A 25,832-nucleotide genomic window follows, 5' to 3' on the forward strand; every position below is an offset into this window, starting at 1 on the left:
GCGTTCTAGCGTTCCAAAACCGTGGAACGCTGTAAAGCGAGTCGCGCGGCGCTCAAGCCGACGAGCACCGCCGCCCACACCGCGAGGGCCCACCACAGCCAGATGGGGAGCGTAGCGTTCCAATCAAGTGGGGTGGCGATCCACCACACTACGAGGGCGGTGAGGGAGGCGTTGACAAGCGCGAAGCCCCTACGCTGCGGGCGACGCATGGCGCGGAACGTCTCCCACGCCAGGAGGGCGATAATGAATGCGATGAGTGGGATCATGCGAGCTCCTTGGTGGTGTCGAGGAGGTTGATGCCTAGGTCGTCGACCCAGGCTTCGGTGTCGCCGGCCACGAACACCGCGCGGTGCGGGTTTTCCGGGTCCCACACGAGCATCGTGCGAAACCCACCGGTCCCACCGTTGTGGAAGGTGTATGCATCGGCGGTGGCCCAGCCGTAGTCGGGCCGGCCGTGCTCGTCGACCCACTCGATGAATCGCGCCATGTCGGACGCGGTCGAGCGGATCGCGCCCGCCGGCGCCCAGCCGTCCATGTCCCAGGGCTCCGCCTCGCGCCCGTTACTGCGCAGGCCGCGCCCGAGCAGGTGCGTATCCACCCCGCCGGGGCCCGCCACGAACGATTCGTCCATGCCCGCAGGCAACAAGATCCGCGTTCGCACAAGTTCTTCGTACGGCGTGCCAGTTTTCACCGCGAGCAGTTGCCCGAGCAGTGCGTGCCCGTAGTTGGAGTATGCGTATTCGCCGCGGCCGTGGAGCTCCATGGTCCGGGCGGCGGCAAGGATGTCGTCGGGGGAGTCGGTGCGGTACGCGTTGCCGCCCTGGGTGACGTTGGCTTTCAGGATGTCCGGCAGCCCGAGGTGGCCCATTGGCGGGAGCCCAGCGGTGTGGTTGAGCAGCTCTTCCACGGTGACTGAATCGATCGGTGCGCCGGTGGGGCCGAGGATGTCGTCGACGGTGGTGTGAAGGGTGAGCTCATTGGCGCGGATTAGCTGCCGTACCAGCTCCGCGTTGAACGTTTTGGTCACCGAGCCGATCTCAAACTCGGTGTGCTCGTCGGCGCCGAGGCCGCCGAACGTGACTCGGCCCTGGTCGTACACCAGCGCCGAGAGCGCGCGGTGCCCCGGCTCGGCGGCGGCGCTGCGCTCGAGCGCGGACGCGAGCTGCGCGTCGCCGGTGTGCATGGTAGCCAGGCTGATGCGCTGTGGGCCGAAGGTGAGCAGGAGGGCAGCCGTCGCGGCGGCGGTGACGGCGCCAATGGCACCGGCAATAGGTCGGGAGCATGCGTGTTTCATACCTTCTAGAATTCCAAAAATCTAGAAAGTTGTAAAGGGGGGCGGTGGCGTCGATAAGCCAACTAGCTCAGGATCGCCCCGATGATGCTGCCTAGGTCGCCGATTTGCGATACCTCGGAGGCCAAGAAGTCCGGCCCGCCGACGCGGCCGACCACCAGGACCAACTCGGTGCCGGGCAGGCGGGTGATGGACAGGGCGGTGTCCAACAGCCACCACGACTCGGGGACCCAGGTATCCGCGTCGGGCAGGAGGATGCGCGCGGCGTCCACGTCCTGCATTGTGGGGTGAGAGCCGTCGTCCTCCGGCGCCGCCTGCGACGCGGCGACGCGGTCCAGGCCGTGGTCGGTCGCTCGCAGCACCACCGCCCAGGACGAGGTCATCGACCGCGGAATCGCGCCCACCAGTTCCTCCATCGCGCGCTGCTCGTCGCCGGACGCCGCGACGATGCGCTGCAGCATCTGGATCTGGCCGCGGCGATCCACGCGCCCCGTGAACGGGCGGATCGAATCCACCTCTGCGCCCTCCACCGAGGCCGCGGCGGTAATCAGCGTGTCCACCATCGTGCCGGTGGGGAGCTCGACGACAATGTCGTCGGTCACGTGGCCGCTCGCCGAATCCCCCGTTTTGCCTGCGGCAACGCTGTCCACGATGTCCACGGATTGGATATTTGCGTCGACCATGCCGAACGCCGCGGCCAGCTCGCCAAGGCTGCCCGGGACATCAGGGAGAGAGACGCGAATAAGGTAAGACATGCACCTAGTTATATCAGTCAGCCCGTACAACTGACCGTGAAAACGGTGATAGGCTGGCGAATCTTTACGCAGAAAGGACCATGCACCGTGCACGCACGCGAGCTTCCAGACGCCCCCACCGCCAATACCGAACCGCGCGCGTACGGCGACGCGCACCTGAGCCGCGGGGAGCGCATCGTGCGCAGCGGCAACGAGGTCGTCGTGCTCGGCAACACCCAGGCCCGCGCCGTGGCGGAGGACCCCGCCCGCTTCTCGTCCGCGGTCTCGCGCTTCATGCAGCTGCCCAACGGCCTCGATGGGGAGGAGCACGAGCGCTTCCGCGCGCTTATCGACGCCTACCTCACCCCCGACGCACTCACCCCCTACACCCCGGCGTTTCGGGAGGCCGCGCGCAGCGTCGTCGCCGACGTCCAGGGGGCGCAGTTGGACGCTGACGGGGGAGAGGTGGACGCGGTGGCCACGATCGGCGCTCGCTACGCCGTGCGCGCCATGCTCGCGTGGCTTGGCTGGCCCGCAGGCATGGAGGATCGCCTGGTCGACTGGGTCGCGGAGAACAACGCCGCCACCCGCTCGGGTCAGCTCGAGCGCACCGCCGCGGTGGCGGAGGCGTTCGACGCCATGATCCACGAGGCCGTCGATGCCGCGAAGGAGTCGAAGACTGCGAAGCCTGCAGACGCGGCAGGCCAGCCGAGCGTGACCCTGCAGTTGCTCAACGACACGAGCATCGGCCGCCACCTCGAATTCGACGAGCTGGTCTCCGTCCTGCGCAACTGGACCGCGGGCGACCTGAGCTCGATGGCCTACTGCGTCGGCGTCCTGCTCTACGCGCTGGGCAACGACGCGGCGCTGCAGGACCGTCTGCGCAGCGGAGTGTCCGAGCGGGAGTTCACCGCGATCGCCGACGAGATCCTGCGCCAGGACTCGCCCTTTGTGAGCAACCGGCGCGTGACCACCTGCCCGGTGGACCTCGACGGCGTCGAGCTCGACGAGGGGCAGCGCGTGCGGATCCACTGGACCGCCGCGAACCGGGACCCGGAACACCCGAGCAACCTGGTGTGGGGAGCCGGCCCCCACGCCTGCCCGGGCAAGTACCTGTCCATGCTAGAGCTGCGGTGCCTCACCGAGGAGTTGCTGCGGGCGTTTAGCGTGGGCGAGGTCGCCGCGGACGCGGGGCGGCGCGAGCAGTTCCCGGTCGGCGGGTGGGCGAGCCTGCCCGTCACGCTGACCCCGCGGCGCTAGCGTGGCGCGGGCGGTGCTCGTTAGCAAGCGAGGGCCGTGACGTAAGATGAGGGTCGGTTTACTGACCTTGTTGGATAACGTTAGATAACTCAAGCACGAAAAGATTGGAACCGTTTTGGCTGAGATTTCACGCGAGGAGGTCGCCCGCATCGCCCGGCTCGCCCGCGTTGCGCTGCAGGACGACGAGCTCGATCAGATTTCGCAACAGCTCGACCAGATCGTCGACGCTGTCTCGAAGGTGCAGAGCGTGGACACCGAGGGCGTTGAGCCGATGAGTCACCCGCACTCCATCGAGGCGGGCATGCGACCGGACGTTGAGAAGAAGACACTGACGCAGGCGCAGGCGCTGGACCAGGCGCCGGAGGTGGAAGACGACCGCTTCGTCGTGCCGCAGATCCTCGGGGAGGGAGACGAGTAAATGAGCGAGAACACCAGCTTCACCATGCCCAGTGACGGCCTCATCGCCACGCCCGCCCACGAGCTGGCGCGCATGATCCAGGCCGGCGAGGTCACCTCCCGCGAGGTCACCCAGGCGTTCTTGGACCGCATCGCCGAAACCGACGAGACCCTCGGCGCGTTCCTGCACGTGGGCGCGGAAGAAGCGCTCGCCGCGGCCGACGCCGTGGACGCGCAGGTCAAGGCGGGGGAGGAGCCCGCGTCTCCGCTCGCTGGCGTGCCGCTGGCGCTGAAAGACCTGCTCGTGACCACCGACGCGCCGACGACCGCCGCGTCGAAGATGCTTGAGGGCTACATGAGCCCGTATGACGCGACCGTCGTGAAGCACTTGCGCGAAGCAGGTATTCCGATCCTGGGCAAGACGAACCTGGACGAGTTCGCCATGGGCTCCTCGACCGAGAACTCCGCCTACAAGGTCACCCGCAACCCGCACGACACCGAGCGCGTGCCGGGCGGCTCCGGCGGCGGCACCGCGGCGGCGCTCGCGGCGGGCCAGGCACCGCTGGGTATCGGCACGGACACGGGCGGCTCGATCCGCCAGCCGGCGTCGCTGACCGGCACCGTCGGCGTGAAGCCGACCTACGGCGGCGTCTCCCGCTACGGCGTCGTAGCCTGCGCGTCCTCGCTGGACCAGGTCGGCCCCTGCGCCAACAACGTGCTGGACACCGCGCTGCTGCACGAGATCATCGGCGGCCACGACGAGTTCGACGCGACCAGCGTGGACCGCCCGGTGGCACCGCTTGCGGACGCCGCCCGCGAAGGCGCGAGCGGCGACCTCACCGGCGTCAAGGTGGGCAAGGTCAAGCAGTTCCAGCGCCCCGGCACCCAGGACGGGGTCAACGCGCGCATCGACGCAGCCTTTGCCCAGCTCGAGGCCCAGGGCGCGGAGATCGTGGAGGTGGACTGCCCTCACTTCGACGACGTGATGGGCGCCTACTACATCATCCAGATGTCCGAAATGTCCTCCAACCTCGCGCGCTTCGACGGCATGCGCTACGGCCTGCGCGAGGGCGACGACGGCGAGCACTCCGCCGAGCAGGTCATGGCCGCCTCCCGCGGCGTCGGCTTCGGCTCCGAGGTCAAGCGCCGCATCATCCTCGGCACCTACGCCCTGTCGGTGGGCTACTACGACGCCTACTACCTGCAGGCGCAGCGCGTGCGCACCCTGATTGCGCAGGACTTCGCCCGAGCATTCGAGCTTTGCGACGTCATCGCGGCCCCCGCCGTGCCGTCCACCGCCTTCAAGCTCGGCGAAAAGGTCGACGACCCGCTGGCCATGTACAACTTCGACCTGTTCACCCTGCCGCTGAACCTCGCCGGCCTGCCGGGCATGTCCGTGCCCGCCGGCAAGGCGGACGACACGGGTCTGCCGGTCGGCCTGCAGCTCATCGCCCCGGCGTTCGAGGACGCGCGCCTCTACCGCGTCGGCGCCGCCTACGAGACCGGCCGCGACGCAGACAAGTAACGCGTCGCCCATCCCAACCCCCGAGACCCTGAGAGGACCCCTTTCGTGACAACTTCTGTGACGTCGGCGGGGCGCTCGGTGGCACCCCACTCTGGCCCCAACCCCTGGGTGACGCTCGCGGCGCTCGCCGCGGGCTACTTCCTCATCCTTGTGGACCAAGGCCTTATGCCGGTGATCACCCCGCGGCTGCCCTACGAGGTCGGCGACGCGGTCTGGCTCACCAGCGTCTACCTGCTGTGCACCGTCGTGCCCATGCCGGTGACCGGGCGGCTTGGTGACAAGTACGGGCAACGCCCCGTCTTCCTTACCGGCCTGAGCATCTACGTCGCGGCGCTCGCGATCGCCGCGGGCTCCTCGCACCTGTGGGGGCTCGTCCTCGCGCGCGCCATCCAGGGTGTCGGCTCCGCGATTTTCCTCCCGCAGGCTTTCGGGATGATCAACCGCGTCTTCCCGCAGCACAAGCGCGGCCGCGCGTTCGCCGCGTGGGGCGTCATCGGTTCCATCGCCTCGCTCACCGGCCCGGTGGTCGGTGGCGCGATCATCGACGCCGGCGGGTGGCGCGCCGGATTCATCGCCCAAGCTGTCCTGGGCGTCGTCGCGCTGTGCGCGGCGTTCGCGTGGGTGCCGCGGCTGCCGTCGTCGCCCGCGCAGATAGACCTGGCGTCGGTCGCGCTCTCCTTCGCCGGCCTGGGTTTGCTCATCTACGGCATTCAGTACGGCAACGTGGTCGCCATCGTGCTCGGCCTGTGCGGCGTCGCGCTCATCATCTGGCGCGGCGTGAGCGGGCGCGACCACGGGTTCCTGCCCGTCGGGCTGTTCCGCGACAGCAACTTCGCCCTGGGCACCCTCGGGGTCGCCGCCCTGGGCTTCACGGCAGCGTCGATGTTCATCCCGATGATGTACTGGCTGCAAACCGTCATGGAGGTGTCGTCGGCACGCGCGGGCCTGCTCACCGCCCCGATGTCTATCGTCGCGCTCGTGCTCACGCCGGTGGCCGGCGTGCTGTCGGACAAGATGCGCCCCAAGGTGCTGTGCGTGTTCGGCTTCGGCACGATGAGCATCGCTCTGCTCGCCACGTACGCCGTCGTGCGCACCGGTGCGAACCCGCTCTGGGTCGCGCTGCTCGCCGCGGTCTTCGGCGTGGGCAGCGCGTTCACGTGGGCGCCGAATGCCACGACCACGATGCGCTCGGTGCCCGAGGAGGACTCGGGCGCGGCCTCCGGGCTTTACAACACGTTGCGCCAGGTGGGCAGCGTGCTCGGCGTAGCGCTCGTCGGCGCCGTGCTCGTCTCCGGCGACATCGCAGTGTCGGTGCGCTGGGCTGTGCTCATCCCGCTCGCGGCGATGCTCATCGGTGCGGTCAGCTCGTTTTTCCTCAAGAGCGACCGCTAATTCGCTTTTCGACGCCCACGCCACCAGCTCGGTCGGCCAGCTTCCTGGCAAACGCGCTAAGGTGGCAGTTATGCGACTTGCGACACTAACTTCCGGCGGCGACTGCCCAGGGCTCAACGCCGTCATCCGTGGAATTGTCCGCACTGCCAGCGCCGAGTACGGCTCGACCGTCGTCGGCTACCAGGACGGTTGGGTCGGCCTCATGGAGGATCGCCGCGTCGACCTGTACGACGACGCGTTCATCGACTCGATCCTGCTGCGCGGCGGCACGATCCTGGGCACCGGCCGCCTGCACCCGGACAAGTTCAAAGCCGGGATTGACACCATCAAGGAAAACCTGGCCGACGCGGAGATCGACGCGCTGATTGCCATCGGCGGCGAGGGCACCCTCAAGGGCGCGAAGTGGCTGGCGGACAACGGCATCCCCGTTGTGGGCGTGCCGAAGACCATTGATAACGATGTCGCGGCGACCGACTACACCTTCGGCTTCGACACCGCCGTCTCCGTCGCCACCGACGCGATCGACCGCCTGCACACCACCGCAGAGTCCCACAACCGCATCCTTATCGTCGAGGTGATGGGCCGCCACGTCGGCTGGATCGCGCTGCACGCTGGCATGGCCGGCGGCGCGCACTACACCGTGATCCCCGAGGAGCCGTTTGACATCGCCGAGATCTGCAAGGCGATGGAGCGCCGCTTCCAGATGGGCGAGAAGTACGGCATTGTCGTCGTCGCAGAGGGCGCCACCCCGAAGGAAGGCACCATGGACGGCAGCCTGGGCGAGGAGGACGAGTTCGGCCACATCACCTTCAACGGCATGGGCCAGATCGTCGCTGACGAGATCAAGAAGCGCCTGGGCTACGACGTGCGCACCACGGTGCTGGGCCACATCCAGCGCGGCGGTACGCCCACCGCGTACGACCGCGTCCTGGCTACCCGCTACGGCGTCCACGCGGCGCGCGCGGCGCACGAGGGCAACTTTGACACCTGCGTGGCGCTGCACGGCGAGGACATCGACCTCGTCCCGCTGGAGAACGCGGTCGCGCACCTGAAGAGCGTGCCGGAGCACCGTTACACCACGGCGAAGGCGATGTTTGGCTAGATGCGGGATCGGATCCCGGACCCCTGCCGCCTGCTGGTGGTGGGGATTAACCCCGGTCGGCTGACGGAAGAGGTCGACGCCCCGTTCGCCCACCCCGGAAACCGGTTCTGGCCCGCGCTCGAGCGCGCCGGCATCACGCCGTACCGGGTGCACGCCGAGCGAGGGCTCGCAGATGAAGACGCCGCCATGCTCGCCGGAATGGGCATCGGTTTTACCAACTTTGTTGACCGCATGACGCCGCGAGCCTCAGCACTGACACGCGAGGAGCTCGTTGCGGGTGGCGACAAAGTACGCGCGTGCGTCGCGCGGCATCGGCCTGACGTGGTCATGGTCGTGGGCATCGGGGCTTTTCGCGACGCCTACCGTGCTCCGAAAGCCAAGCGCGGACTGCAGCCCGAACGCCTTGCCGGGGTGCCCGTCTGGGTGGTGGGCAACCCGAGCGGGCTCAACGCCCACGAAACAGTGGACAGTCTGGCCGAGAGCTACCGCGAAGTGTGGGACTCAGCCGCCGCGTCGGCGCCGACTGCCCGTGAGCGTCGGTAGCACCAAACCAGCAAGCACCAGCTGGCCGCAACGGTGACCAGCATCGCGATGAGTCCCGCGGCCCCGGGGAGCTCTGACGACGCGTTGAAGGCGCCGTGGACGCACACCGCGAGGAGGAACCAGCCAGCGACGCGCTGCAGCCTCCACGACAGCGAGCGGTCGGTCCGGCACAGCAACGCGCCAAGGCCCCACGCGGCGAGCCCCGTGTACAGTGCGTGGGCGAACGGCGACATGATGAGCCGTACCGCGTAGGTCAACGTGCCGTCGGCGAAATCAGACTCCAGGTCGGTCGCGGCGGCGATTGCGGCAAACGACATGGTTTCTGCGATAAAGAAGCCGGCTCCGACGGCCATGCCGACGACCGCCACCTCGATCCGGCGGGACACCGGCGCGAACGCCGACACGGCGGCAAGCACCAGCAGCAGCTTCGCCGTTTCTTCCGGGAACGGCGAAATGGCGTAGAAGACCACGCTCGGCAGGCTCGCCGCAGCTTCCTGGAAGGCGGAGTTGACCGGGCCCATGGGGCCGGTGAGCGCCATGCCCGCGAGTACGGCTGCGGGGAGGCACCAGCGCGAATCCGGGCGGCCGGGGTGGCGGCGCAGCAACATCCATGCGATGAGCAGCAGCGCGATGACAATTGCCACCGAAATGCCGGCGAACACGGGGCGCCACGGGATCTGCACGTAGCTGTAGCCGGAGTAGGCCAGCAGGGCGGTGAAGATCAGCCCGACGAAGACCTGGGGGAGGCGGAAGCCACTCACTGGCGCATCGCCTCCTCCGCGGCGAGCCGGGAAATGAGGTCGACGCCATCGCCACCGCTCGCACTGAAGTAGGTGGTGGTGTCGCCGCGTTGGACGGAAGCGGCAGCGATGTCACCGCGCTGGCCCACCGCGACGTGGGGAGCGGGGTGGGCGATGTCGTCCGGGCGGAGGTCCTCGCCGCTGGTCATCTGCCAGAAGTAGCGTGTCAGGGCCGCGGGCGCCTCGCCGTCGGCGGGGGAGAGCTCGACGCGGGCGCTCGCCTTCACGTCATTGGCGCAGTCCCACGTCCACATGCCGCCGACGCCGGTGTCGTCCTGCGCCGGGCGGTTCTCGGTGCGCGGGCAGACGAGTGGGGTGCCGTGGGCGTCGACAAGCGTGACACTGCCTGCGGAAACCGGTTCTGCCTGCGGGGCGGGGTTGCTCACCACGGCGCGGGCGGCGAATGGTGCCGCGAGCACGAGGAGGCCAACGAGCACTACGATCACCGTGCCCGTTCTGGTTGGGGAGTCTGAGAAATCTGGGTAACGCACGGCGACGATGATAAGGAAGCGTATCTTCGCTCGCAATGGTGCACTGGCGGGGAGAACGTGCGCGTGGATTAGTAGAATGGGGCGCATGACTGCCTACGACTTGATGGATTACGACGAAGTACTGGAAAAGTACGACCCCGTCATGGGGCTCGAGGTGCACGTGGAGCTGGCCACGGAGACGAAAATGTTCTCCACCGCCTCCGCGCACTTCGGCGCTGAACCCAACACCAATATTGACCCGGTCTCGCTCGGCCTGCCGGGCGCGCTGCCCGTGGTCAACGCGAAGGGCGTCGAGTGGGCGATCAAGATCGGCCTGGCGCTCAACTGCGAGATCGCGGAGAGCTCCCGCTTCGCGCGCAAGAACTACTTCTACCCGGACCAACCGAAGAACTACCAGATCTCGCAGTACGACGAGCCGATCGCGCACGACGGCTACCTCGACGTGCAGCTGGAGGACGGCACCGAGTGGCGCGTGGAGATCGAGCGCGCCCACATGGAGGAGGACACCGGCAAGCTCACGCACCTCGGCTCCTCGTCCGGCCGCATCACGGGCGCGACCGCCTCGCTGGTGGACTGCAACCGCGCCGGCATCCCGCTCATTGAGATCGTGACCAAGCCGATCATCGGCGCCGGCGAGCGCGCCCCCGAGGTGGCGAAGGCGTACGTCGGCGCGCTGCGCGAGCTGGTCAAGGCCCTCGGCGTGTCCGACGCGCGCATGGACCAGGGCTCGATGCGTTGCGACGCCAACCTGTCCCTGCGCCCCATCGGCCAGGAGAAGTTCGGCACGCGCACCGAGACGAAGAACATCAACTCGCTGAAGTCCGTCGAGCAGGCCGTGCGCTTCGAGATGCAGCGCCAGGCACAGGTGCTTGACGACGGCGGCGAGATCGTCCAAGAAACCCGCCACTACCAAGAGAAGGACGGCTCCACCTCCAAGGGCCGCCCGAAGGAGGAGGCGAGCGAGTACCGCTACTTCAACGACCCGGACCTGCCGCCCGTGATCGCGAAGCCCGAGTGGGTCGAGGAGATCCGCCAGACGCTGCCGGAGCTGCCGTGGGTGCGCCGCGCGCGCATCCAGGAGGAATGGCAGCTGCCGGAGAAGGAGTTCCGCGACCTGGTCAACGCCGGTGCGCTCGACCTGGTGGTGGACACCGTCGAGGCCGGCACGACGCCGGACGAGGCCCGCGCCTGGTGGGTCTCCTACATCCAGGCGAAGGCGAACGAGGCGGGCAAGGACCTCGACGCGATCGGCGTCGCCCCCGCCGACGTCGCGCGTGTGGTTGAGCTGGTCAAGGAAGGCAAGCTGACCACCAAGCTCGGCCGCCAGGCGATCGACGGCGTCATCGCCGGCGAGGGCACCGTGGACGAGGTGGTCGCCGCCCGCGGCCTCGAGGTTGTGCGCGACGACGGCGCGATCGAGAAGGCGATCGACGACGCGCTGGCTGCGAACCCGGACATCGTGGAGAAGTACCGCGCGGGCAACAAAAAGGTCACCGGCGCGATCGTGGGCGCCGTCATGAAGGCCACCCAAGGCAAGGCTGACCCAGGCGAGGTCAACAAGATGATCGCCGCGAAGCTCGCCTAGGCGCAGTTTTTCGCTTCACGACGAAAGGCGCTCCCGGTCTTGGACCAGGAGCGCCTTTGTGCGTGCGCGGGGGCGTCGAGAAGCTGCTACTTCACCGCGGTGCTGCCGCCCGGGGTGTCGTCGTTGCCCTTGACGCCGTTGGGTGAGTTCGGGTCGACGGCGGGGAAGCTCCCGGTCTCGTAGACCTCCTTGTAGGCGTCCCAGTCGATGCCGTCGCCGTCGGACTCCGGCGCGCCCTCGTAGTCGTCGTGATCCGGGTCGAGGGAGGGGGCGTCCTCGAGGTTGAACTCGTTCTCCTCGTCAGCGTCGAGGTTTGCTGCGACCTCCTCCTGGACAGAGTGCCACAGGTCGGAGTCCTCGACGTGGGACTCGGAGGCGAGCCGCTCCACTTCCTTGCGCTCCTTGGCGGTCAGCTCGTCCTCGGACGGGTCGAGCGCGGTCTCGGCGAGTTCAGCGAGACGCTCGCGGCGGCTGGTCTCCTCCTTGATGTTGTCGCGGTCGTTGAACCAGCCGACGATGATGGCGATGGTCAGGATGATGCCCAGGTAGCCGATCGCCGGGTAGACCCAGCTGATCAGGTCAGCAAAGCCGACGAAGGACAGCAGGAAGCCGATGCCGACCACGATGAAGTACACCATGCGGAAACGCTCAGGGTGCTTGTTGGTCAAGCGGCGGGCCATGGCGTAGAACATGCCGACGGCGGTGTTGTAGATCATCATGTAGATGATGATGGAGACGATGACGCCGACAACCGGGTGCATCGAGTCAAACACGGCGAGCAGCGGCATGTCCTTGCCCGCGACTTTGTCCATGTTGAAGAACAGGATGAAGTTCAGGATGACCAGCATGATGGCGAAGATGAGGCCGCCGAGCAGGCCGCCGACGCCGGCGGTGCGCGGGTTCATCTGCGAGCCGGCGATGACCAGCATCATCGACACCGCCATGATGTTGACCAGCGTGCCGTAGTTGACGGCGGAGAGCAGCCAGTTGTTAAACACGCCGTCGGCGGGGGACTGCTGCAGGGCGATGTCGTTCATCGCGTGCAGGCTGTCGGGCATGTGCATGATGGTGATGCCAAACGCCACGAAAACGGCGATGATGAGGAACGGCGTGATGACGGAGATGACCTGCGTGATGCGGTCCACGTCGAGGAAGCCAGAGAGGACGAGCAGGACGGTCATGATGGTCGCGCCGATCCACGGGGCGAAGCCGAACTGCTGGTTCAGGTTGGAGCCGGCGCCGGCGACCATGACGAAGCCGAACGCGAAGAGGCTGAACATGGTGGCGTAGTCCATGTACTTGGACACGATTGGGCTGGACACGCGGTTGAACACCACCGAGTGATCGTCGGCAAGGTAGTACGAGCCGAGCTGGAAGATGGTGGTGCCGACGACGAAGATGATGATGCCGGAGATCACGGCACCGACGATGCCGATGTAGCCGAAGGCGAGGAAGTACTGGATGACTTCCTGGCCGGAGGCGAAGCCGGCGCCGACGAGCAGGCCGACGAGCGCCATGGCCACCTGAATTGTCTGTTTCATGGAATGATCCTAGAAAAATAGTCGTACGATAAAAATGAACCGGGGCGATATTAACAAAGCGCGCTCGCCCCCGCGAATGGCCATTTTGCGTGTGTACGGGCATTTTTCGCTTCTCGACGCCACCACCCACCCCAAGAAACGCCAGCGTATCGCCCCGCACGCGCGCCCAGCGTGCGCACAGCGCCGCCTCGGCCGCGGGATCGTTTCGCACAGTAAAACGTGACCTTCTCGTGACATTGAGGGTGCGGCAGGGTCGTTGGTGTCTCCCAATTCTGGAATCCGCCCGCTCTCGCCTAAGCTAACGACCCATGACGACAATCCGCCAGGCCACCGACGCCGATGCTGCCGCCATCTACGCCATGATCAACGAGCTCGCGCTCTACGAGAAGGAGCCCGACGCGGTGACGTCGACCGAGCAGGACGTCCGCGACCACCTCTTCGGCGAGAACCCGAGTGTGTTCGCGCTGGTGGCGGACAACGACGGCGAACTCGAGGGGATGGCCCTGTGGTTCTTGAGCTACTCCACCTGGGAGGGCCGCCACGGCATCTGGCTGGAGGATCTCTACGTCCGCGAGGAGTGCCGCGGCAGGGGGATCGGCACGGCGCTGCTGCAGGAGCTTGCGCGCATCGCGGTCAAGAACGACTACCGCCGCGTCGAGTGGTCCGTGCTGAAGTGGAACACGCCGTCCATCGGCTTCTACAACGCGATGGGCGCCGACGACATGGGCGACTGGTCGACGATGCGCCTCGACGGGGCGGCGCTGCGCGTCCTCGGCGGCACGCGCGACTAGCGCTGGAACGGCGCGGGGTGCTTGACCTCCTCACCGGCGCGGACAGGGCGCGGCGGGGTGACCCCGTCGGCGAAGGGGGAGCCGGGGAGGAGGTGGCGCTCGTGGGCGTCGATAAGCCAGCGCATGTCGGGGCCCGCGGGGACGACGCCGGTGGGGTTGATCTCCGCGTGGGTGATGTAATAGTGCTCCTTGATTTCTTGGAAGTCGGTGGTGTCGCCGAAGCCCGGGAGCTGGAAGAGCTCCTGGAGGTAACCGCGCAGGTTGGGCATCTGCGCGATGCGGTTGCGTGACGCCTTGAAGTGGCTGACGTAGACGGGGTCGAAGCGGACGAGGGTGGGGTAGAGGTAGACGTCGGCAAGCGTGATGTGCTCGCCCACGAGGAAGCGGTGCCGCGAGAGGTGGTCCTCCAGCCAGTCCATGTGCTCCCAGAGGTCGGCGTAGGCCTCCTCGTACGCGTCCTGCGAGCCGGAGAATCCTGTACGGTACACGCCGTTGTTGATGTGGCGGTAGACGCGGTCCGCGACCTCGTCGATCTCGGCGCGCAGCTCGCGCGGGTAGAGGTCGGGGGCGCCGTCGCGGTGGTGGGCCGCCCAGGCGTCCTGGAAATCGACGGGGATGCGGCGGAAGTCGTTCGTGACCGCGGCGCGCGTTTGCTTCTCGACGATCACCGGCACCGTAATCCCACGCGGATAGCCCGGGAAACGCGCCTCATAGGCGTCTTTGAGGAAGTGCAGGCCCGTCTCGGGGTCCTTGCCGTCCGGGTCGAGGTCGAAGGTCCACGAGCGGGCGTCGTGGGTCGGGCCCGCGAGGCCGAGGAGGCGGCGGACGATGATCGCGCGGTGCGCCCATGGGCAGGCGCGCGCCGCCATGAGCCGGTAGCGGCCCGGCTCGATGGGCCAGGCGCAGGTGCCGTCGTCGGCGGGCTGCGGGGCGCTGCCCGGGGCGAGGTCGGCGCTGAAGGAGTCGGCGATGTAGGTGGTGTCGCGGACAAACTCGCCGTCCGGGGACGCGTTGCGTGCTGGGTTGGAGCTCATAGACTCGAGTATCCACGCGAGACAGTGACGTGTCAACCAAGTTTTGCGGGGGCGCGCCGAGGAGATTGCCAGCGGCCGTGGGGCGCGTGGCATAGATTTACAGGCATGGACAAGAAGAACGCACGCGACGTCACTCCTGATGATTTCGATCCGCTCGACGGCCTGCCGTACGCGCCGCTCGGCAATGAGGGCACTGCCGGGAGTACGGCGGTGGGGGCGTCGACAAGCGAACAGCCCGCGACGCTGACCGGCAAGGCTGCGCCGACCGAGGTGTTCCCCGAATCGCCGACCGAGACCGTACACCTCGACCCGACCCCAGCCGTGGCCGAGCCGGAGCCGGTGCGCGTGGAGGAGCCGCGGGCGAAGCGCGGCACCATTGACTTTGGGCTGCTGCTGCTGCGCCTCCTGCTCGGCGGCTGGCTCATCGTCGCGTCCGTGACCACGCTCTTCCGCCTCGGCGGCTCCGACGGCATCTCCGAGCTGCGTGACGCGTTCGGCGACTACGCGTACGGCGACGGCCTGGCCATCGTGGTGCCGATCCTGCAGCTCGCCGCCGGCGTCTTCCTCGTGCTCGGGCTGCTTTCGCCGATCGCGTCGATGGTGGCGGTCGCCGTGACCGGGTTCATGGCGGTGCACGGCATCGTCGACGCCACCGATTCCTGGAACGTCTTCGCATGGGGCGCCGAGGCGTGGCTGCCGATCATCCTGTTCGGCCTGGCACTGGGCCTGCAATTCACCGGCCCGGGCTTCTACGGGGTGGACGCCACCCGTTCGTGGGCGCGCCGCCCCATCGCGTGGAGCTGGATCTGCGCGCTGCTCGGCGTGGTCGCCGCCGGGCTGATCTGGTGGTTCGGCACCGGCGTGAACCCGGTCGCGAACTAATCCACCTGGCGGACCGCGCCCTTGTCGGCGCTGGTCGCCATCTTTGCGTAGGCGCGCAGCGCCTTCGACACCTCTCGGACGCGGTTCGGCGTCCAGGGGCGCTCCGACGCCTCCATCGCTTCTCGACGCTTCCGCAACTCCTCCTCCGGCACGTCCAGCTTCAGCTCGCGGTTCGCCACCGAAATGGCGATGGTGTCGCCGTTCTCGATCAGGCCGATCAGCCCGCCGTGCGCAGCCTCGGGGGAGATGTGGCCGATGGACAGGCCGGAAGTGCCGCCGGAGAAGCGGCCGTCGGTGATCAGCGCGCACTTTTTCCCCAGGCCAGCGCCCTTGAGGAAGGACGTCGGGTGCAGCATCTCCTGCATACCCGGGCCGCCCGACGGGCCCTCGTAGCGGATCACGACGACCTCGCCCTCGAGCACCTCGCGGTTCAGAATCATAGATACCGCCTGCTCCTGCGAGTCGACCACGCGAGCCGGGCCGGTGAACTCCCAGAGCCCTTCCTCGACGCCCGCGGTCTTGAGGATCGCGCCGTCCGGGGCGAGGTTGCCGCGCAGGACGACCAGGCCGCCGTCGGAGGTGATGGGGTGCTCCAGGTCGTGGATCACGCCGTTGGCGGAGTCGGTGTCAAGGCAGTCCCAGCGGGCCGACTGCGAGAACGCCTCGGTGGTGCGGTTGCCGCCCGGGGCTGCGTGGTAGAGCTCGACGGCCTCGTCGAGCGGGTGGTCGCCGCGAATGTCCCAGTCGCCGAGCCATTCGGTGAGGGAGTTGTAGGCGACCGAGTGGACGTCGTCAAGCAACAGGCCCCCGCGGTGCAGCTCGCCGAGGATGGCGGGGATGCCGCCGGCGCGGTGCACATCCTCGACGTGTGCCTCGCCGTTCGGCGCGACCTTGGACAGACAGGGGATGACGTGGGAGAGCTCGTCGATGTCGGTGAGGTCGAAGTCGACCTCGCCCTCCTGCGCGGCGGCGAGGATGTGCAGGATCGTGTTGGTCGAGCCGCCCATCGCCATATCCAGGGCCATCGCGTTGCGGAACGCGTGCTTCGTAGCGATGTTGCGGGGCAGGACGCGCTCGTCGCCGTTGCCGTAGTAGCGCTTGCACATCTCGACGATCATCTCGCCGGCCTTGGTGAACAGGTCGCGGCGGGCGGTGTGGGTGGCCAGCGTCGTGCCGTTGCCCGGCAGCGAGAGGCCGAGGGCCTCGGTGAGGCAGTTCATGGAGTTCGCGGTAAACATGCCGGAGCAGGAACCGCAGGTGGGGCAGGCGCCGTTGGCGATGTCGTCGAGCTGCTCGTCGGAGACCGCGTCGTTGGCGGAGAGCGCGATGGCGTCGATGAGATCCGACTTCGGCTTGGTCACACCGTCGACCGCGAACGCCTTGCCGGCCTCCATCGGGCCGCCGGAGACGAAAACCGCGGGGATGTTCAGGCGCATCGCGGCGTTGAGCATGCCCGGGGTGATCTTGTCGCAGTTAGAGATGCATACCATCGCGTCGGCGGTGTGCGCGTTGACCATGTACTCCACCGAGTCCGAGATGATCTCGCGGCTCGGCAGCGAATACAGCATGCCCGAGTGGCCCATCGCGATGCCGTCGTCGACGGCGATCGTGTTGAACTCCTTCGGCACGCCGCCCGCCTTGCGCACCGCGTCCGCGACGATGTCGCCGATGTGCTTGAGATGCACGTGGCCCGGCACGAACTGCGTGTACGAATTGACGATCGCGACGATCGGCTTGCCAAACTCGCTTTCCTCCGTGCCAGTTGCGCGCCAGAGGGCGCGGGCACCGGCGGCTTGGCGGCCAACAGTGGTCACGCGCGAGCGAAGGGGAATCACGAAAAGCTCCTTACGACGAGGGATGGGGTGGGGGCACGGGGGCGTCGATAAGCGAAAGGGCGCTAGCTCGGACGCGGGCCCGGCGTATCAGGGTGAGACTTAAGGTACTCCTCATACTCTTCGCGCGACAGCAGAACGTGGTGGTTGTCCTTGTCGATGATCTCGTACTTGCCGTCCGCAGCCTCCTGCGCGCCCGTGATCACGTCCGTTATTCGTCCGCGCGACGCCTCCGCGAGCTCTGGCAGTGAATTAAAAGTCACGCCGGGCATGGGGTACTCCTTGCCGGAGGTGGTCGTCGCCATCGCGCGCGCACCCTTAAACCCGATCCCCTCGAGCTCATCCCAAGCGATGCGCGTATTCGGTCGTACGACATAACGCAGTGCGATGCCACGCTCATCGACAGTGGTTGAAGACGAAAGCACCCACACAATCCACCCGATCGGGAACAGCAGCAACCACCCCAACGCCAACGGCGCCCACGAAATACCAATCAACGCGATACCAATCATGAGGACAATACCAATGATGTGCTCGCGAGACGGACGAAAAACCTTCGGCTGATGATCAGGCTGCTCAGTCATGCACAACATGCTAGTCGGCGCGAGGCTGGACGCGGCGATTGGTGCGCGGGTGCGTAGCGATACGAAACGGCGGGTCGTAGATCGAGAGATAGGTCACCGCGTTGTCGAGTTTGAAGTCCTGGGCGATGGTCTGGTTGTAGTCACGGACGTTGATGCCTAGCACCGTGCCGCCGAGGGGATCGAGAGTCTCCTGGACAAGCTGCAGGTCATCGACTTCCGCCTGACACGGTGCATACCACTGGCCCTAAGCGTTGAGGACGACGACCTCGCCTTCAAAATCAGACAGGCTTATCTCATCACCCTTCTCCATCAGCGACGGGCCGGAGAAATCCGGCAGCGGGGCACGTTCCTCCTTTACGCAGATAATCTCGGTTTGGCCTCCTGGTGAGTGGTACTGGAAGGTGCCCCCGACGGCGACGGCGTTTCGGGCGCCGTCGCCTGAGGAACAGGCCACCAGGGTTACGGCGGTGAGTACCGCGACAACCGCGATGGCGGCTCTACGGGGGTGTGCTCGGCATCGATTAGATTTCCTTATTCCGGGGCGGTGGGGAAGAGGACGGTGTTCTGGTTGTCCCGGAAGACCACAACACCGAGGAAGCTCATCGTGCTGCCCGGCGGGTGGTCTGCAGCGACTCTGCCCACCTCGGCACTCAATCCTGCTGTGGGGGTTACTCGTAGCGAAGCGAGCTGAACATCCCGGTTTCCATGTGATAGGCGTTATGGCAGTGAAATGCCCACTCACCGGGGTTGTCAGCGATCATGTCGGCGACCATGGTTTCACCGTGGCGGAGAAGGACGGTGTCCTTGCGTAGCCCGCCGCTGCCGGGCAGCGCCCACGTGTGGCCGTGGATGTGCATGGGATGGGGCATCATGGTCCTGTTGCGCATGACCAGTCGCAGGCGCTGGCCCTCCTGCACGGTTGCGGAGGAGGATTGGCCGTCGGTGAGAATGCTCCATTCATACGGCATCATCTGCCCGCCCAGGTCGATGCTGACTTCTCGGTCTGGTGTGCCCTCGGGCAGGAGTGCACGGTCCGCTGGCTTCAGGGAGGACAGAAGCAGTCCGGTGGACGACAACTCGGGGAAGTCGACATCGGGGTTGGGGGCCTGGCCGCCGGCGGTGCGGATGACGGCGAAGGCGCGGTCGTCCTTACCCACCGCCAAAGCCGTGAGCGGGAAGATGCCGTCGTCGAGGATGACCTCGACGTCGACACGCTCGCCCATCGACAGGTAGATCGATTCGGTCTCCGAGGGCTGGACAGGGAAGCCGTCGGTGTGGGTGACGGTCATGCGGTGACCACCGAGGGCCACCTTGAAGATGGTGTCACCGCCGGAGTTGATAAACCGCAGGCGGGCCTTGTCGCCCGGGCGAGCCTCGAAGGTCCGGTGAGCGCGGGGGATACGTCCGTTGATGAGGTAGTGCGGATACATCACATCGCCGGCATCCCCGCCCAGTACCCGGTCCGGGGTGCCGTGCATCATCTGGCCGTGACCTCCCATTCCCATCCTCCCGTTATGGTCGCCCGAACCCATTCCGGTGAGCTTGTCGAGCTCATCTTCGGGAGTGCCCTGAATGCCATCGACCCAGTCGTCGAGCACGATGGTCCACTCGACGTCGTGGTCCTCAGCGTCTTGCGGGTCACGGATGATCAGTGGGGCGTGGAGGCCGCGATCAAGCTGCAGGCCGGTGTGAGAATGGTAGAAGTAGGTGCCACCGTGGGGGGCTTCAAAAACATAGGAGAAAGACTCGCCAGGTTCAATGGGGTCCTGGGTCATGCCGGGCACACCGTCGGCTGCGTTGTGGAGTGCGATGCCATGCCAGTGGATGGAGGTGCTCTCAGGCAGTTCATTGGTGATATCGACCTGGAGGACGTCGCCGGCGGTGGCCTCAATGGCCGCATCCCCGGTGTCAGAGACGTATCCCCACGTCTTGGCTTCGATGCCGCCGATATCCAGCGAGAGGGGCCGGGCGGTCAGTTTCCGGCGCACCGTCGGCTCACCGAGCGCAGTGGAGGTGGGAGTGGGGCGAAGGGAGGGACTTGGTGCCGAGGCAGTGGGTCCAGGATCGCTGGTGCAGGCGGCCACGGCCCCGGTGCCGGCGAGGGCGAGCCCGCCGAGCAGAATCTGTCGTCGGGAATACGCGTTCATCATCATTTAACCTTTCTTGGTGCAAGATTTCAGTGACACGGGAGACAGGCGCAGGTGAGGACCCAGCCCCGCGTGAGAGCCGTGCCCTCCACTCCTTGAAAATATACCCTGGTGGGGTATACGCTAGGGAAATATACCCCAGGGGGGTATACGATAAAGGGCGGCATCGCCTCACCCCACCGAACCGAAGGAGCTTTCCCATGATCACCTCCCAGCCCCGCCTCTTGCCCATGGCCTCCCACGGCTGCAGCTGTTGCGGACCTGCCTCACGCGCCGACACCGCCTCCAGCCCTGCCACCGGCGACTCGTCAGCAGGAGGATCTACCCCTAGCTACCAGGTCACCGGCCTGACCTGCGGGCACTGCGCGAAAAGGGTGACCCAGGCCCTTCAGGCCCTTCCCCAGGTCGACGACGTCCAGGTTGATCTCGCTGCTGGTGGAGTTTCCACCGTCACGGTCACCGGTGTCGTACCTCCGGAGATGGTTCGCCGGGCCATCGAGGACGCCGGCTACACCGTCTTATCCTGATCAGTTTTACCCGTCATCTCGACCCCGACCGGGTTGAGTGGAAAGGAACGTCATGAGCACTCCCCACCATTCCGGCGATCACCATGGTGATCACCCTGCTCCGGAAACAGACCACACCTACCACCCGGATCATGCAAGCCATGAACACCACCATGCCAGCCACGAACACCACGCAGATGCCGACACCCACGGCCAGGCGATGCCCCACGATCACCCGCATTCCGCCCTGGACGACGACCACCACGTTCATGGTCACGGCGAACACGCCGGACACAGCACCGCAATGTTTCGGGACCGCTTCTGGTGGTCGCTGATTCTGTCCATTCCCGTCGTTATTTTCAGCCCCATGGTCGCCAACCTGCTTGGCTACCACCTCCCGGCATTCCCCGGATCCACCTGGATCCCCCCGGTGCTGGGCACGATCATCTTCGTCTACGGCGGAACGCCTTTCCTCAAGGGCGGATGGAAAGAACTGAAATCCCGCCAACCCGGGATGATGCTCCTGATCGCCATGGCCATCACCGTGGCGTTTGTCGCCTCCTGGGTCACCACTCTGGGGCTGGGCGGTTTTGAGCTGGACTTCTGGTGGGAGCTGGCCCTGCTGGTGACCATCATGCTGCTGGGCCACTGGCTGGAGATGTCTGCTCTCGGGGCCGCGTCCTCCGCGCTTGACGCGCTGGCTGCCCTGCTGCCGGATGAGGCCGAGAAAGTCATCGACGGGACCACCCGCACCGTGGCCATCTCCGAGCTGGTCGTCGACGACGTCGTGCTGGTGAGGGCCGGTGCCCGGGTGCCGGCCGACGGAACCATCATCGACGGAGCCGCCGAATTCGATGAGGCGATGATCACCGGCGAATCCCGTCCCGTCTTCCGCGACACCGGTGACAAGGTGGTCGCCGGTACCGTGGCCACCGACAACACCGTCCGCATCCGGGTGGAGGCTACAGGCGGGGACACCGCCCTGGCCGGGATCCAACGCATGGTTGCCGACGCCCAGGAGTCCTCCTCCCGGGCCCAGGCCCTGGCGGATCGGGCGGCGGCGTTGTTGTTCTGGTTCGCGCTGATCTCCGCTCTGATCACCGCGGTGGTGTGGACCATTATCGGCAGCCCGGACGATGCCGTGGTGCGCACGGTCACGGTGCTGGTCATCGCCTGCCCGCATGCCTTGGGCCTGGCGATTCCGCTGGTCATTGCGATCTCCAGCGAGCGGGCCGCGAAATCCGGGGTGCTCATCAAGGACCGGATGACGCTCGAGCGGATGCGCACCATCGACGTGGTGCTCTTCGACAAAACCGGCACCCTGACCGAGGGTGCGCACGCGGTCACCGGTGTCGCGGCAGCTGGCGGCGTCACCGAGGGCGAGCTGCTGGCCCTGGCCGCCGCCGCGGAGGCCGACAGTGAGCACCCCGTGGCCCGCGCCATCGTGGCGGCCGCGGCCGCCCATCCCGAGGCCTCCCGTCAGCAAATGCGTGCAACTGGTTTCAGCGCCGCCTCCGGCCGGGGGGTCCGGGCCACTGTCGATGGCGCTGAGATCCTCGTGGGCGGGCCGAACATGCTGCGCGAGTTCAACCTCACTACCCCGGCCGAGCTCACCGACACCACCAGCGCCTGGACCGGGCGTGGGGCCGGTGTGCTCCATATAGTTCGCGACGGTCAGATCATCGGTGCGGTGGCCGTCGAGGACAAGATCCGCCCCGAATCTCGCGCCGCCGTGAAAGCCCTGCAGGACCGCGGGGTGAAGGTCGCGATGATCACCGGTGACGCCCAGCAGGTGGCCCAGGCGGTTGGCCAGGACCTGGGGATCGATGAGGTCTTCGCCGAGGTCCTGCCCCAGGACAAAGACACCAAGGTCATGCAGCTGCAGGACCGGGGTTTGAGCGTGGCCATGGTCGGTGACGGTGTCAATGACGCCCCCGCTCTGACCCGCGCGGAGGTCGGTATCGCCATCGGTGCCGGCACGGATGTGGCCATGGAATCTGCCGGGGTGGTCCTAGCCAGTGATGACCCGCGGGCAGTGCTGTCGATGATTGAGCTGTCCCAGGCCAGCTACCGCAAGATGATCCAGAACCTGATCTGGGCCTCTGGCTACAACATCCTCGCCGTGCCGCTGGCCGCCGGAGTGCTCGCCTCGATCGGGTTCGTGCTGTCCCCGGCCGTGGGCGCGATCTTGATGTCTGCCTCGACCATCGTGGTGGCCCTGAACGCCCAGCTGTTGCGCCGGATTGATCTGGACCCGGCCCACCTGGCTCCCACCGAGTCGAAGGAGGAACACACCACGCCTACTCCGAAATCCACCGCCGTCCACTGATCCACCAGACCCCATATGACCCTGAAAGGGCTCCACCATGAAGCGCACCCTTGTTCTTTCCGCTCTCGCCGTGGCCTCCACCCTGGCGCTGGCCGCCTGCGGTGAGGCCACCGAGTCGAGCAACACCGACGCCACCACCTCGGCCACCAGCACTGCGACGACTACCGCTGAGACGACCAAGACCACCACGGCGACGACTGATGCGGACGGGGAGATCTCCGCCGATCACAACGACGCGGACATCATGTTTGCCCAGATGATGATCTCCCATCACCAGCAGGCCGTGGAGATGAGTGAGATGCTCCTGGCCAAGGAGGGTATCCCCGTCCAGGTCGTGGAGTTTGTCCAGGGGGTTATTGACGCCCAGGGACCGGAGATTGACCGGATGACCGCCATGCTCGAGGCCTGGGGCCAGCAGCCGGTCACCGACTCTGGGGGCATGGGAACCATGGACGAGATGGGTGGAATGGATCACGGCGAGATGGGTGGCATGAGCGGGATGATGAGCCAGGAGGACATGACAGCCCTTGAGGAAGCCCAGGGCACCGAGGCCGCCCGCCTCTACCTGGAGCAGATGACCGCCCACCACGAAGGTGCGGTCGACATGGCCCGTGACGAGGTTGCTGACGGCCAGAATCCCCATGCGATCACCCTGGCCGAACAAATTATCAACGACCAGGAGGCCGAGATCGCTCAGATGCAGCAGATGCTCACTGACCTATGACAGGTCCCCGTCTTTTTCTGACCCCGAGGACAGGAATCTGAAAAAGAAGGGTAACCGTGACGATTGCCACCTGCTGCGGGCGATGGGTCGTTGTCACCGCAGCGGGTGCACCGGGGTGGATGTTTCTTCTCCTTCTGGTCGCACCACTGAGCAAAGGGGAGAGCTCCTGTGTCCAGACCCTTGGAGGACTACGCATTATTGTCCGATACTCACACGGCCGTAAAACACCCCGGCCGTATCCACCAAGTGCTCGGCACGGTCCTGGTCTCACCCGCGAGAGCTGAGCGCATCAACGCTTGCGCCGGCGGCATCGGCAATGATGGAGATGCCGTTCCTGTCGGCGGTAACAAGCGCGTCAATGTAGTCCATGCCCCACACAATAACCGCAACAAGCACCCCATGACCAGGGAAAACGGCAAAGTGTGAGAAGTATTCCAATATCGCCCCGAAACAGAACCGAGCCCCTGTTTCCAACGTCTAATACAGTTTGGGGCTTTTCAGCAGAGGACGGTCGTTTTAAGGCTCGGTGGAGAGCGTTGCGGACTCAGTGACCTGTGGGAGTGCAGACTCAGAGGCGGTCGGGCTCTGAAGCGCGTCGCTGCTTCGGACGGTTTCGTCTGAGCTCGAGGTTTCCAAAGGTGTGTGCTCAGTGGACTGTTGGGCCTCAGTGGTGGGCTGGGCTGGGGCAGTAAACTCCGGTTCGGTTTGCTCGTAGGTGGGGGCGACGTCCTCAGCGTCCGGCACGGTCTCGGTCGTCTGCGCGGTGGTGCGGGCGGGAGGTGCGAGGAAGCCGCTGTTTGCCTCGCTTTCTTCGCCCGGTTGCACCATGAAGCCACGGATGAGCAAGAGGACGCCGAAGATCGCCAGCAATACGAGGGTAGACATTCGCATGATGCCGTTGAGTACCCGTTGTGGCGAAGAGAAGAACCAGGTGCGGTGGTCGCTGCCTGTATCGGTGCTGGGGGCGTCGTCAGTGCGCGCGTTGTCGCCGTGGGCAGCGAAGGAAGCGGGGTCAGACCGGGTGGGTGCTGCGGCCGGATCGTCTACTGGGTGTGGAGGGGTCGGGCTGTTCGTCGCTTCGGCGGAGGGCGACGGTGCTGGTGTTTCCGTCGTGTCTGTCGCATCCAGTGCATCGGGAGGACGAACAGGAGAGGGTGCCTCGGGCGGGTTGACGCCGGAGTCATGCGTGGTTGGAGGGGTGACGGGGGCGTCGACAAGCGTCCCGTCGAGCGTCGTTGCGGAGCCGTACTCGTTCCAGAATTCGTCGAGGATGGCGACGCGGATTGCGCGCTCGACCATCCACTGGGCTAGCGGGTCGACGCGCACGAGGAAGCGCATGTCCACGGTCCAGGGCGAGCCGACGGTGGCGGGCGGTGCGATGCCGACGGCGGGGTGGACCTGCAGCTCGTCGCGGACGGTGTCGGCGATTTCCGGCTGGGCGAGGGCGCGGCGCGCGGCGCGTTCGGAGCGCGCGATGGCCTCGTCGGCGGAGCGGGATCCGAGCAGCGGGACGGGGATGACCACCATCGCGTTGGACCAGTAGTTGGATTGGTTGATGCACACGCGGGCGGTGGAGTTCGGGATGGAGACGGTCGCCTGCTCGATGGTGCGGATCTGCGTCGCGCGCATGGTGATCTGGATGACTTCGCCCTCGATGTCGACCCCGCTGCCTTGGAACGAGACGTAGTCGCCCACGCCGTACTGCTTTTCGGTGAGGATGAAGAAGCCGGCGAGGAAGTCCGCGATGATGCTCTGCGCGCCGAAGCCGACGGCGGCGGAGACGACGGTGGCGGGGATCGCGGCGCCGGCGAGCGAGAAGCCGATCTGTTGTAGCGCGAAGATGAGCAGGAGGAAGTAGGCGACGATTTCGCCGATGTAGACCGCCACGCCGACGAGGGCAAGTCGGCTCTTGCCCTCGTCCACATCGGTCGTGCGCGTGACCTGGCGCTCGAAGTAGCGGTTAATAAACCGGCCGGCGCGCGGCACCAGCAGCGCGAGGACGAAGAGGAGGGCGAGGTTGATGCCGGTTTCGGCGATCCAGTGCCACCAACCGAGCAGAATATATGTGAACGGCATAGTCTGTTTGAGTTTAGTCCGGGGCAGGGGGCCTGAACGGTGCCGTCGGTCACACTCGCGCGGCTTCCCAAAAAGTGGGATGTGAATTTTAATCAGTGAAATCGGCGCGGTAGTCCGCCCGGCTGTGTAACGTAGCGCACATGATCACACAGCGACTAGTAGTACGAATTCCCTCGCGGCGCTTGCCGTAGCGGGTTCGTTTTCGTACGCCGCTGACACAAGCGCCCTCGACAGCACTCACGAGAAGTGCTCGCCGGGGGCTTTTGT

General features: G+C 66.4%; 24 protein-coding genes and 1 pseudogene. 12 read left to right on the plus strand and 13 right to left on the minus strand.

Features of this window, described 5'->3' with window-relative positions; all coding sequences use genetic code 11:
* Positions 1-5 precede the first annotated feature (5 nt).
* The 3 genes from OVO38_RS07450 to OVO38_RS07460 form a co-directional block, all read right to left on the minus strand.
* On the minus strand, positions 6-266 hold the full coding sequence (locus OVO38_RS07450) for a hypothetical protein (RefSeq protein WP_267208120.1): 261 nt from the start codon (positions 264-266) through the stop codon (positions 6-8).
* Complete coding sequence (locus OVO38_RS07455) at positions 263-1,294, minus strand: serine hydrolase domain-containing protein (protein ID WP_267208122.1); 1,032 nt, start codon at positions 1,292-1,294, stop codon at positions 263-265. The genes OVO38_RS07450 and OVO38_RS07455 overlap by 4 nt, the downstream gene beginning before the upstream one ends.
* Positions 1,295-1,356: 62 nt before the next feature.
* The gene (locus tag OVO38_RS07460; RefSeq protein ID WP_095548277.1) at positions 1,357-2,046 is read right to left on the minus strand and encodes an amino acid-binding ACT domain protein; all 690 of its coding nucleotides are present in this window, start codon (positions 2,044-2,046) and stop codon (positions 1,357-1,359) included.
* A gap of 87 nt (positions 2,047-2,133) precedes the next feature.
* On the opposite strand from OVO38_RS07460, the gene OVO38_RS07465 reads away from it, so the two are divergent.
* The 6 genes from OVO38_RS07465 to OVO38_RS07490 all read left to right on the plus strand — a co-directional run bounded on the left by OVO38_RS07465 (position 2,134) and on the right by OVO38_RS07490 (position 8,243).
* Positions 2,134-3,285: a cytochrome P450 gene (locus OVO38_RS07465; protein WP_267208123.1), complete on the plus strand. Its 1,152-nt coding sequence runs from the start codon at positions 2,134-2,136 to the stop codon at positions 3,283-3,285.
* A 115-nt stretch (positions 3,286-3,400) separates the two neighbouring features.
* The gene (gene gatC, locus OVO38_RS07470; RefSeq protein ID WP_095276076.1) at positions 3,401-3,703 is read left to right on the plus strand and encodes an Asp-tRNA(Asn)/Glu-tRNA(Gln) amidotransferase subunit GatC; all 303 of its coding nucleotides are present in this window, start codon (positions 3,401-3,403) and stop codon (positions 3,701-3,703) included.
* Entirely contained in the window at positions 3,704-5,206 is a 1,503-nt protein-coding gene (gene gatA, locus OVO38_RS07475) for an Asp-tRNA(Asn)/Glu-tRNA(Gln) amidotransferase subunit GatA (RefSeq protein WP_267208124.1), read from the plus strand. It abuts the gene before it with no gap.
* A 45-nt stretch (positions 5,207-5,251) separates the two neighbouring features.
* Entirely contained in the window at positions 5,252-6,598 is a 1,347-nt protein-coding gene (locus tag OVO38_RS07480) for an MFS transporter (RefSeq protein ID WP_233126883.1), read from the plus strand.
* A gap of 70 nt (positions 6,599-6,668) precedes the next feature.
* Positions 6,669-7,700: a 6-phosphofructokinase gene (locus OVO38_RS07485; protein WP_095276080.1), complete on the plus strand. Its 1,032-nt coding sequence runs from the start codon at positions 6,669-6,671 to the stop codon at positions 7,698-7,700.
* Positions 7,701-8,243 (plus strand): mismatch-specific DNA-glycosylase, encoded by a 543-nt coding sequence (locus OVO38_RS07490; protein WP_267208126.1) that lies wholly within the window; start codon positions 7,701-7,703, stop codon positions 8,241-8,243. It begins immediately after the preceding gene.
* On the opposite strand, the gene OVO38_RS07495 is transcribed toward OVO38_RS07490, so the two are convergent.
* Entirely contained in the window at positions 8,183-9,004 is an 822-nt protein-coding gene (locus tag OVO38_RS07495) for a PrsW family intramembrane metalloprotease (protein ID WP_267208127.1), read from the minus strand. The genes OVO38_RS07490 and OVO38_RS07495 overlap by 61 nt on opposite strands.
* The gene (locus tag OVO38_RS07500; RefSeq protein WP_267208128.1) at positions 9,001-9,534 is read right to left on the minus strand and encodes a hypothetical protein; all 534 of its coding nucleotides are present in this window, start codon (positions 9,532-9,534) and stop codon (positions 9,001-9,003) included. The genes OVO38_RS07495 and OVO38_RS07500 overlap by 4 nt, the downstream gene beginning before the upstream one ends.
* A gap of 85 nt (positions 9,535-9,619) precedes the next feature.
* On the opposite strand from OVO38_RS07500, the gene gatB reads away from it, so the two are divergent.
* Positions 9,620-11,119 (plus strand): Asp-tRNA(Asn)/Glu-tRNA(Gln) amidotransferase subunit GatB, encoded by a 1,500-nt coding sequence (gatB, locus tag OVO38_RS07505; RefSeq protein WP_095276239.1) that lies wholly within the window; start codon positions 9,620-9,622, stop codon positions 11,117-11,119.
* Positions 11,120-11,205: 86 nt separating this feature from the next.
* On the opposite strand, the gene OVO38_RS07510 is transcribed toward gatB, so the two are convergent.
* Positions 11,206-12,660 carry a hypothetical protein gene (locus OVO38_RS07510; RefSeq protein ID WP_095546348.1) on the minus strand — a complete coding sequence of 485 codons (1,455 nt, stop codon included), beginning with the start codon at positions 12,658-12,660 and terminating at the stop codon, positions 11,206-11,208.
* Positions 12,661-12,968: 308 nt separating this feature from the next.
* Between OVO38_RS07510 and OVO38_RS07515 the strand changes: the two genes are divergently transcribed.
* A complete protein-coding gene (locus OVO38_RS07515; RefSeq protein WP_095276089.1) occupies positions 12,969-13,451 on the plus strand; it encodes a GNAT family N-acetyltransferase in 483 nt (160 codons plus the stop codon).
* Here OVO38_RS07515 and OVO38_RS07520 read toward each other — a convergent pair.
* Positions 13,448-14,485 (minus strand): glutathione S-transferase C-terminal domain-containing protein, encoded by a 1,038-nt coding sequence (locus OVO38_RS07520; protein WP_267208129.1) that lies wholly within the window; start codon positions 14,483-14,485, stop codon positions 13,448-13,450. The genes OVO38_RS07515 and OVO38_RS07520 overlap by 4 nt on opposite strands.
* Before the next feature lie 105 nt (positions 14,486-14,590).
* On the opposite strand from OVO38_RS07520, the gene OVO38_RS07525 reads away from it, so the two are divergent.
* A complete protein-coding gene (locus OVO38_RS07525) occupies positions 14,591-15,367 on the plus strand; it encodes a DoxX family protein (protein WP_267208130.1) in 777 nt (258 codons plus the stop codon).
* Here the strand turns inward: OVO38_RS07525 and ilvD are convergent.
* From ilvD to OVO38_RS07545, 4 genes and pseudogenes are all read right to left on the minus strand, one after another.
* Positions 15,364-17,202, minus strand: coding sequence for a dihydroxy-acid dehydratase (gene ilvD / locus OVO38_RS07530; RefSeq protein ID WP_267208131.1), 1,839 nt, complete (start codon positions 17,200-17,202; stop codon positions 15,364-15,366). The two genes, OVO38_RS07525 and ilvD, sit on opposite strands and share 4 nt — an antisense overlap.
* Before the next feature lie 62 nt (positions 17,203-17,264).
* On the minus strand, positions 17,265-17,783 hold the full coding sequence (locus OVO38_RS07535; RefSeq protein WP_122085649.1) for a PH domain-containing protein: 519 nt from the start codon (positions 17,781-17,783) through the stop codon (positions 17,265-17,267).
* A gap of 55 nt (positions 17,784-17,838) precedes the next feature.
* A pseudogene (locus OVO38_RS07540) lies at positions 17,839-18,273 on the minus strand (TlpA family protein disulfide reductase); the annotation flags it as partial.
* A 178-nt stretch (positions 18,274-18,451) separates the two neighbouring features.
* A complete protein-coding gene (locus OVO38_RS07545; RefSeq protein WP_267208158.1) occupies positions 18,452-19,933 on the minus strand; it encodes a multicopper oxidase family protein in 1,482 nt (493 codons plus the stop codon).
* A gap of 197 nt (positions 19,934-20,130) precedes the next feature.
* Between OVO38_RS07545 and OVO38_RS07550 the strand changes: the two genes are divergently transcribed.
* Positions 20,131-20,457, plus strand: coding sequence for a heavy-metal-associated domain-containing protein (locus OVO38_RS07550; RefSeq protein ID WP_267208133.1), 327 nt, complete (start codon positions 20,131-20,133; stop codon positions 20,455-20,457).
* Between the two features lie 13 nt (positions 20,458-20,470).
* Here the strand turns inward: OVO38_RS07550 and OVO38_RS07555 are convergent, their stop codons facing one another.
* Positions 20,471-20,731, minus strand: coding sequence for a hypothetical protein (locus tag OVO38_RS07555; RefSeq protein WP_233126915.1), 261 nt, complete (start codon positions 20,729-20,731; stop codon positions 20,471-20,473).
* Here OVO38_RS07555 and OVO38_RS07560 point away from each other — a divergent pair.
* Together OVO38_RS07560 and OVO38_RS07565 are read left to right on the plus strand one after the other, a co-directional pair.
* Positions 20,657-22,765, plus strand: a complete 2,109-nt coding sequence (locus tag OVO38_RS07560; RefSeq protein ID WP_239216831.1) for a copper-translocating P-type ATPase — start codon at positions 20,657-20,659, stop codon at positions 22,763-22,765. The genes OVO38_RS07555 and OVO38_RS07560 overlap by 75 nt on opposite strands.
* 37 nt (positions 22,766-22,802) lie before the next feature.
* Positions 22,803-23,489: a DUF305 domain-containing protein gene (locus OVO38_RS07565; protein ID WP_122085643.1), complete on the plus strand. Its 687-nt coding sequence runs from the start codon at positions 22,803-22,805 to the stop codon at positions 23,487-23,489.
* Between the two features lie 516 nt (positions 23,490-24,005).
* On the opposite strand, the gene OVO38_RS07570 is transcribed toward OVO38_RS07565, so the two are convergent.
* Positions 24,006-25,565, minus strand: a complete 1,560-nt coding sequence (locus OVO38_RS07570; RefSeq protein WP_122085641.1) for a mechanosensitive ion channel family protein — start codon at positions 25,563-25,565, stop codon at positions 24,006-24,008.
* Positions 25,566-25,832 lie beyond the last annotated feature (267 nt).

The organism is Corynebacterium sp. Marseille-P8863 (assembly GCF_946902955.1).
Lineage (GTDB): Bacteria > Actinomycetota > Actinomycetes > Mycobacteriales > Mycobacteriaceae > Corynebacterium > Corynebacterium gottingense.